The organism is Saccharomonospora sp. (assembly GCF_027317685.1).
Classification (GTDB): domain Bacteria; phylum Actinomycetota; class Actinomycetes; order Mycobacteriales; family Pseudonocardiaceae; genus Saccharomonospora.
The window spans coordinates 1-7128 of sequence record NZ_DAHVQP010000088.1; the positions used below are offsets into that span (position 1 = coordinate 1).

Sequence of the window (7128 nt, forward strand, 5' to 3'; positions counted from 1 at the left end):
CCACACCCGTCGAGGCCGAAGAAGCACTCGGTGCCGATGTGGGCTCCGAGGACCGACCGTGGCAGACGATTGTGTGGAACGACCCGGTCAACCTCATGTCCTACGTGACGTACGTGTTCCAGAAGATCTTCGGATACAGCAGGGAACATGCCACGAAGCTGATGCTCGACGTCCATCACAAGGGGAGGGCCGTCGTGTCGTCCGGGACGAAGGAGAAGGTGGAAGGCGACGTCGCGAAGCTCCACGCGGCGGGCCTGTGGGCAACGATGGAACAGCCGTGAGGGAATGGCGCCGCAAGGGCGGCAAGGTGATCGGCGGATTCGAGCAGCAGGAAGCGGCCGTGCTGCGTGGCCTGGTGAGCCAGGTCGAGGACATGTTGAAGGCGCGCGCGGACGAGGCTCCCCAGGACGAGCTCGCCGAGTTGACGGGCATCCGTACAGGCCCCTCGGAGGGGCCGGACGATCCGGTGCTGGGACGGTTGCTGCCGGACTTCCACAAACTCGATCCGGACACGCCGTCCAAGGAGGACCTGGATTCGGCCGCCGCGCTGCGCTCGCTGCACGAGCCGGAGGTGCTGGACGCGAAGATCGGCGTGGCCGCGGTGGTGTTGCAGACGCTCCCCCCGGGCGGCGGCGAGGTGCGGCTGACGTTCGAGCAGGCCGACGCCTGGTTGTCGGCGCTGAACGATGTGCGGCTCGCGTTGGGCACGGCGTTGGACGTCACCGAGGACATGCCCGACGAGCTTCCCGCGGACGATCCGCGTGCCTCGCACCTGGGCGTGTACCACTGGTTGACCTGGGTGCAGGACACCCTCGTACAGACTCTCGCCGAGTGAATCGGGGGTGCTGGTGACGGCAGGCAGGCACAACGCGATTACGGACGTGCCAGGCATCCGGGTGGGCCAGCACGAACGCACGGACGACGGCTGGCTGTGCGGAGCCACGGTGGTGCTGCCGCCTCAGGGCACCGTGGGCGCGGTGGACCAGCGCGGCGGGGCCCCGGGTACGCGCGAGACGGACCTGTTGGTGCCCGAGAACCTGGTGAACACGGTGGATGCCGTGTGCCTGGCGGGCGGGAGCGCGTTCGGTCTCGCGGCCGCCGACGGGGTGATGCGGTGGCTGGACGAACGGCACCGCGGGCTGCCCGTGGGGCCGGAGCCGTCGCAGGTGGTGCCGATCGTGCCCGCGGCCGTCATCTTCGATCTGCCCCGCAGTGAATGGGGCAACCGGCCGGATGCCACGTTCGGGTACGCCGCGTGCGAGGCGGCCACCGACGGTCCCGTCGCCCAGGGCACGGTGGGCGCGGGCACGGGTGCGCAGGCCGGTTCGTTGAAGGGCGGGGTCGGCACCGCCAGTGAGCTCGTCGACGGTTTCGTGGTGGGTGCTCTGGCCGTGGTGAACGCGGCGGGCGAGGCCGTGCGCCTCGACACCGGTGAGCCGTACGCCGCCGAGTACGAGCACGAAGGCGAGTTCGGGGTCATGCGTTGGCCCGGGCGAGCGGGTGAGTTCGCTTCGGCGGGGACGGGCTCCACTGGGACGGACAAACGGTTGAACACGACGATCGGCGCGGTGGCCGTCGACGCCGCGCTGTCGAAGGCGCAGTGTCGGCGAGTGGCCGTGGCCGCGCAGGACGGTATCGCGTGGGCTGTGCGGCCCTCGCACACGATGTTCGACGGTGACACCGTGTTCGCTCTCGCCACGGGAGAGAAGGAGTTGCCGAGGGCGGAAGGGCCGGTCGGGGAAGCGGGCGTCGCGGCGGCGCTCGACCGCCTGTGTGCCGCGGCGGCACGGGTGTTCGCCCGCGCGATGGTGCGCGGCGTGTTGTCCGCGACGGGAGTTCCAGGCCTGCCCGCCTACGCCGACGTGTGGCCGGAGGTCGCTGTCCGTGACTGAACAGACCACGCGGGAACACCCCGCGCGCAGAAGGTGGCACGTCGATCTCCACCACGATGACGTGAACCGTTACCCCGGGGTGGCTTTCGTGTTACGGCACGTGTGTGCCCTGGACAAGGAGACGGGAGTCGCCCTGGCCGACGAGGCGCAGCGCCACGGGACGGCCCGGGTGCTCTCCTTCCCCACCCGCGAGGATGCCGAGCGGATCGTGGCGGAGATCCAGTTGCTCGGTGTGCGCGCCACCGTGAGCGCGGAGTCGGACGACGCCGGTTGAAGCCGGCCACGACGACGAATGCGACGACGAATGGGTGGGACGACGGCCTGCACGACCCTGCACGACGAGGAGTACGGAAGATGGGGGACTACGTCCGCGCCTGGCGCGCCGGGCAGGCCGTGCGCCTGGCCGTGTCACGCACGGTGGCCGAGGGCCTGATCACCGTTCTCGACGGCGTCGAATGCGCGCTCATCGGGCAGCGTAGGAGGCCGTTCGCGCGGCGTCCCCGTCCGTTGCCTAACCGGAGGTTGTTTCCCGACGCCTATTTCGACCGCGAGGCCAGTGAGGAGTTCCGTGCCCGCCACGGTGACCTCATGCGGCGCCGTGTGCTCGACGCGGTGCGGCGGACGGTCCTGCTCGTCGGCCACGCTCACGACGCGGGAGACGACCCGGTGATGGTGACGGTTCCCGAGGACGCGGTGCCCGACGTCTTCTGTGCTCTCGGTCATGCTCAGGCGCCGTATCTGTCCCGGCCCCGCTGGAACGCGCTGGTGGATTGGCCCACGGTCCCTCTGCGGCGTGGTGGGCGGGAGCTCACCTGGTTGGTCACGTGCCAGACCGCGTTGGCGGAGGCCGCGCTCACCGAGCTCACCGCGCCCACCGAACCCACCGAGCCCGAGCAGCCGGGGGATGAGTCGGCCTTCACAGCGTGACCTGCGCGTCTCACGATGTGGATATCCCCTTGCGGAACCGTAGAATGGGTGACGTGCTGCAGATCCGCCGTGACCTCGTGGACGCGATCGTCGAGCACGCGCGCCGGGACCATCCGGACGAGGCGTGCGGTGTGATCGCGGGGCCCGACGACGGCACAGACCGGCCCGAGCGGTTCATTCCGATGGTGAACGCGGCACGCTCGCCCACGTTCTATGAGTTCGACTCGGGCGACCTGCTCCGGCTGTACCGGGAAATGGACGCTCGCGGTGAGAAGCCCGTGGTGATCTACCACTCGCACACCGCGACCGAGGCGTATCCGTCGCGGACGGATATCAAGCTCGCCCAGGAGCCGTTCGCTCACTACGTACTGGTGTCGACTCGCGATCCGGAGACGTACGAGTTCCGGTCGTTCCGCATCGTCGACGGTGAGGTCACCGAGGAACCCGTGGAAGTCGTCGAGTCGTACATGTTCGCCAACACTGGTAGCGACGACATCCCCGACGTGCGCTGACCGGGCGGGGGAAGCGCCGCTGTCCAAGAACGTCTGTTCTGCCGTCAGTTCCGAGTGGAGGTAATTCATGTCCGTGACCGTCTCCGTCCCCACCATCCTGCGTACGTACACCAATGGGCAGAAGTCGGTGGAGGCGTCCGGCAAGACCGTGGGCGAGGTGATCGACGACCTCGACGCCAAGCACGGCGGCTTGAAGGAACGCCTGGTCAAGGACGACAAGCTGCACCGTTTCGTGAACGTCTACGTCAACGACGAGGACGTGCGTTTCTCCGGCGGGCTCGACGCCGAGGTCTCCGACGGTGACACCGTGACCATCCTGCCTGCCGTCGCCGGCGGCGCACGCTAGGCCGGTTCTCGATGGCCCGCTACGAGTCTCTTCTCGACGCCCTCGGCGACACCCCACTGGTGGGGTTGCCGCGTTTGTCGCCGTCCGACGATGTGCGCCTGTGGGCGAAGCTCGAGGACCGCAATCCCACCGGTTCGATCAAGGACCGCCCGGCGCTGGCGATGATCGAGGCGGCCGAGAAGGAAGGCGTCCTCAAGCCGGGGGACACGATCCTGGAGCCGACGTCCGGCAACACCGGTATCTCACTGGCGATGGCCGCCAAGCTCAAGGGGTACGGCATGGTCTGCGTGATGCCGGAGAACACGTCGGAGGAGCGCAGACAGCTGCTGCAGGCGTACGGCGCGCGGATCGTGTACTCGCCGGCGGCGGGGGGTTCCAACGAGGCGGTGCGGCGCGCGAAGGAACTGGCGAAGGCCAACCCGGACTGGGTCATGCTGTACCAGTACGGGAACCCCGCGAACGCCGAGGCGCACTACCGGAGCACGGGTCCGGAGCTGTTGAAGGATCTGCCGACGTTGACGCACTTCGTCGGTGGGCTCGGCACCACGGGCACGTTGGTGGGCGCCGGTCGATACCTGCGTGAGCACAAACCGGACGTGCAGGTCATCGCCGCCGAGCCACGTTACGGCGAGCTGGTGTACGGCTTGCGCAATCTCGACGAGGGGTTCATTCCCGAACTCTACGATCCCGACGTGCTCAGCGGCCGTTACTCCGTGGGCGCCTACGACGCGCTGCGCCGGACCCGGCAACTACTGGAGCACGAGGGCATTTTCGCGGGTATCTCCACCGGCGCTGCGTTGCACGCGGCGTTGGGAGTGGCCAACAAGGTGTTGAAGAAGGGCGGCACGGCCGACATCGCGTTCGTGGTGGCCGACGCCGGCTGGAAATACCTGTCCACCGGTGCCTACAGCGGTTCGCTCGACGAGGCGGCCGAACGGCTCGACGGCCAGTTGTGGGCGTGACTGCCGAAAGCCCGTCGTGATTGCGGTCGTCACCGCAGGTCTTCCAGGGTTTTCACCCGAGGTGGCGAGCGATTCGTTGAGTTAGCCTGCATAGCGTGGACTTCTCGGGCACTTCCTCGCCGGCACCACGTGCGCGACGCGACCCCGCCAAAAGGGTGATCCCGCGTAGGCCGCTGGCGTCGGCTGTGCTGGCGGTCTCCTTCGTCGCCCTGCTGTACATCGTCGAGTTCATCGACGTGCTCCTGCCGCTGAACCTCGACGGCTACGGCATCGTGGCGCGGTCGTTCGACGGCCTCGACGGCGTGGTGTGGGCGCCGCTGCTGCACGCGGACTGGCAACACCTGCTCGCCAACACGGGCCCGGTCGTGGTGTTCGCTTTTCTGGCGATGGCCGGTGGCATCGGACAGTGGGTGGTGGTGACGGCCACGATCTGGCTGGTCGGTGGTCTGGGAGTGTGGCTGACCGCGCCCGATCACACCGTCACCGTGGGCGCGTCGGGGCTCGCCTTCGGCTGGTTGGCGTTCCTGCTCGTTCGTGGCGTGTTCTCGCGCGGCATCGCCCAACTCGCGGTGGCCTTCGTGCTGCTCGCACTGTGGGGCGGCATGTTGTGGGGCGTATTCCCCGGTACGCCCGGTGCGTCGTGGCAGGGGCACCTGTTCGGTGCGCTGGGCGGGGTTCTCGCGGCATGGCTCGTGGCGAGGGCGGACCGGTCGAGGCCGGCGGCGTCGTCGTGACCGCCGGGTAATCTCGGGGGCGTGACCACGGCCAGCTCCAAACTCGCTCCGATCGGAATCTTCGACTCCGGCGTAGGTGGGTTGACGGTCGCGCGTGCCATAGCCGACCAACTCCCCGCTGAACGTCTCCGTTACGTGGGGGACACCCAGCACGCGCCTTACGGTCCGTTGCCCATCGCCCGGGTGCGGGAGCTGGCGCTGCGAGCTCTGGACGGTCTCGTCGCCGACGGGGTGAAGGCCCTCGTCATCGCCTGTAACACCGCGTCCGCCGCGTGTCTGCGCGACGCCAGGGAACGTTACGACATCCCCGTGTTCGAGGTGGTGCTTCCGGCGGCACGGCGGGCTGTGGCGACGACCCGCAACGGTTGCGTGGGAGTCATCGGCACCGAAGGCACGGTGCGTTCCCGTGCCTACGACGACGCGCTGGCCGCCACCGGTGTCCGGCTCAGCAGCGTGGCCTGCCCGCGGTTCGTCGAGTTCGTCGAACGGGGTGTCACCTCGGGCCGACAGGTCCTCGGGCTCGCCCAGGGCTACCTGGACCCGCTGGCCCGCGACGGTGTCGACACCTTGATCCTCGGCTGCACGCACTACCCGTTGTTGACGGGTGTCCTCCAGACCGTCATGGGGTCGGACGTGACATTGGTGTCCAGTGCCGAGGAGACCGCCAAGGACGTCGTCCGCGTGCTCACCGAACTGAACCTGCTGGCCGAGCGGGACGAACCGCCGGAGCACGAGTTCATCGCCACCGGGCCGGCGGAGCCGTTCACCAAACTGGCGCGCCGGTTCATGGGACTCGGCACAGTGCTCGCCGCCACGTGAGGAGGGCACCGCGCGGCCGGTCGTGGCAAGGTGTTGATCGTGCGACTGACCATCCTCGGCTGTTGTGGCAGTATCCCCGGCCCCGACCAGGCCGCGTCCGGCTACCTGCTGGAGGCCGACGGGTTCCGGCTCGGTTTGGACCTCGGTAACGGCACGTTGGCGCGCCTGCAGACGGTGTGCGACCCGTTCGATCTGAACGCGCTGGTCCTGTCACACCTCCACCCGGACCATTGTGCCGATGTCAGCGCGCTCACCGTGCTACGTCGCTACCACCCGAACCCGCCCTACGATCCGCGTCGGCACAGGCTGCCCGTCCACGCGCCCGCCGAGGCGCCGACGCGGCTGGCCAACGCCTACGCCCCGCACGAGGCGGAGCGTCGGGAAACCGACCTGTCGGACGTGTTCGACTTCCACGCGCTGAGTCCCGAGCCGAGGCGCATCGGCCCGTTCACGGTCACCCCGGTACCGGTCAACCACCCCACCGAGTCGTTCGGGGTGCGGGTCACGTACGGCGACGCCAGCTTCGCCTACACCGGTGACACGGGGCCGTGTGCCGCGCTCGACGAGCTCGCCGACGGCGTCGACGTGTTGCTGTGCGAGGCGAGCTGGACCAGTGGGCCCGACCGGCCCGCCGACCTGCACCTGTCGGGCGCGCAGGCCGGCGAGCTCGCCGCGCGGGCGAGGGTGGGACGGTTGCTGCTCACGCACATCCCACCGTGGTCGGACGGCGATGCGATCCTCGCCGAGGCCAGGGCGGCGTTCGACGGACCGACGGAACTCGTGACCCAGGCGACGGTGTACGAGTTCTAGGCACCGTTCGGTCCGGTCCTGTCCAGGCGGCCACCGGGTGTCAGCGTGCCCGCAGGAGCAGGTGACCGCGGCGGTAGCGCTCCTCGGCGAGAGGTTGACGAAGTACGCGGCCGATCTCCTCGAATC

General features: G+C 68.9%; 11 protein-coding genes. All 11 read left to right on the forward strand.

The window, feature by feature from the left end:
* On the forward strand, positions 1–281 hold a 281-nt coding region (clpS, locus tag M7H19_RS10285), incomplete at its 5' end, for an ATP-dependent Clp protease adapter ClpS (protein WP_298180152.1).
* Positions 278–835, forward strand: a complete 558-nt coding sequence (locus M7H19_RS10290; RefSeq protein WP_298180154.1) for a DUF2017 domain-containing protein — start codon at positions 278–280, stop codon at positions 833–835. The genes clpS and M7H19_RS10290, both read left to right, overlap by 4 nt.
* 13 nt (positions 836–848) lie before the next feature.
* Positions 849–1892 carry a P1 family peptidase gene (locus tag M7H19_RS10295; RefSeq protein ID WP_298180156.1) on the forward strand — a complete coding sequence of 348 codons (1044 nt, stop codon included), beginning with the start codon at positions 849–851 and terminating at the stop codon, positions 1890–1892.
* Positions 1885–2166, forward strand: a complete 282-nt coding sequence (locus tag M7H19_RS10300; protein WP_298180158.1) for an ATP-dependent Clp protease adaptor ClpS — start codon at positions 1885–1887, stop codon at positions 2164–2166. The genes M7H19_RS10295 and M7H19_RS10300 overlap by 8 nt, the downstream gene beginning before the upstream one ends.
* 80 nt (positions 2167–2246) lie before the next feature.
* Complete coding sequence (locus tag M7H19_RS10305; protein ID WP_298180160.1) at positions 2247–2819, forward strand: hypothetical protein; 573 nt, start codon at positions 2247–2249, stop codon at positions 2817–2819.
* 44 nt (positions 2820–2863) lie between these two features.
* Positions 2864–3331, forward strand: a complete 468-nt coding sequence (locus M7H19_RS10310) for a M67 family metallopeptidase (protein WP_298180162.1) — start codon at positions 2864–2866, stop codon at positions 3329–3331.
* Positions 3332–3398: 67 nt separating this feature from the next.
* Positions 3399–3677, forward strand: coding sequence for a ubiquitin-like small modifier protein 1 (locus M7H19_RS10315; RefSeq protein WP_298180164.1), 279 nt, complete (start codon positions 3399–3401; stop codon positions 3675–3677).
* A gap of 11 nt (positions 3678–3688) precedes the next feature.
* A complete protein-coding gene (locus M7H19_RS10320) occupies positions 3689–4639 on the forward strand; it encodes a cysteine synthase (protein ID WP_298180167.1) in 951 nt (316 codons plus the stop codon).
* Positions 4640–4794: 155 nt separating this feature from the next.
* Positions 4795–5373: a rhomboid family intramembrane serine protease gene (locus M7H19_RS10325; protein ID WP_298180173.1), complete on the forward strand. Its 579-nt coding sequence runs from the start codon at positions 4795–4797 to the stop codon at positions 5371–5373.
* A 21-nt stretch (positions 5374–5394) separates the two neighbouring features.
* Complete coding sequence (gene murI, locus M7H19_RS10330) at positions 5395–6192, forward strand: glutamate racemase (RefSeq protein WP_298180169.1); 798 nt, start codon at positions 5395–5397, stop codon at positions 6190–6192.
* 39 nt (positions 6193–6231) lie between these two features.
* The gene (locus tag M7H19_RS10335) at positions 6232–7002 is read left to right on the forward strand and encodes an MBL fold metallo-hydrolase (RefSeq protein ID WP_298180171.1); all 771 of its coding nucleotides are present in this window, start codon (positions 6232–6234) and stop codon (positions 7000–7002) included.
* Positions 7003–7128 lie beyond the last annotated feature (126 nt).

What these genes read in the sequence shown, in the direction of transcription:
- M7H19_RS10305 (WP_298180160.1), top strand. Translation starts at nt 2,247, where the DNA reads ATGGGGGACTACGTCCGCGCCTGGCGCGCCGGGCAGGCCGTGCGCCTG.
- M7H19_RS10310 (WP_298180162.1), top strand. Translation starts at nt 2,864, where the DNA reads ATGGGTGACGTGCTGCAGATCCGCCGTGACCTCGTGGACGCGATCGTC.
- M7H19_RS10315 (WP_298180164.1), top strand. Translation starts at nt 3,399, where the DNA reads ATGTCCGTGACCGTCTCCGTCCCCACCATCCTGCGTACGTACACCAAT.
- M7H19_RS10320 (WP_298180167.1), top strand. Translation starts at nt 3,689, where the DNA reads ATGGCCCGCTACGAGTCTCTTCTCGACGCCCTCGGCGACACCCCACTG.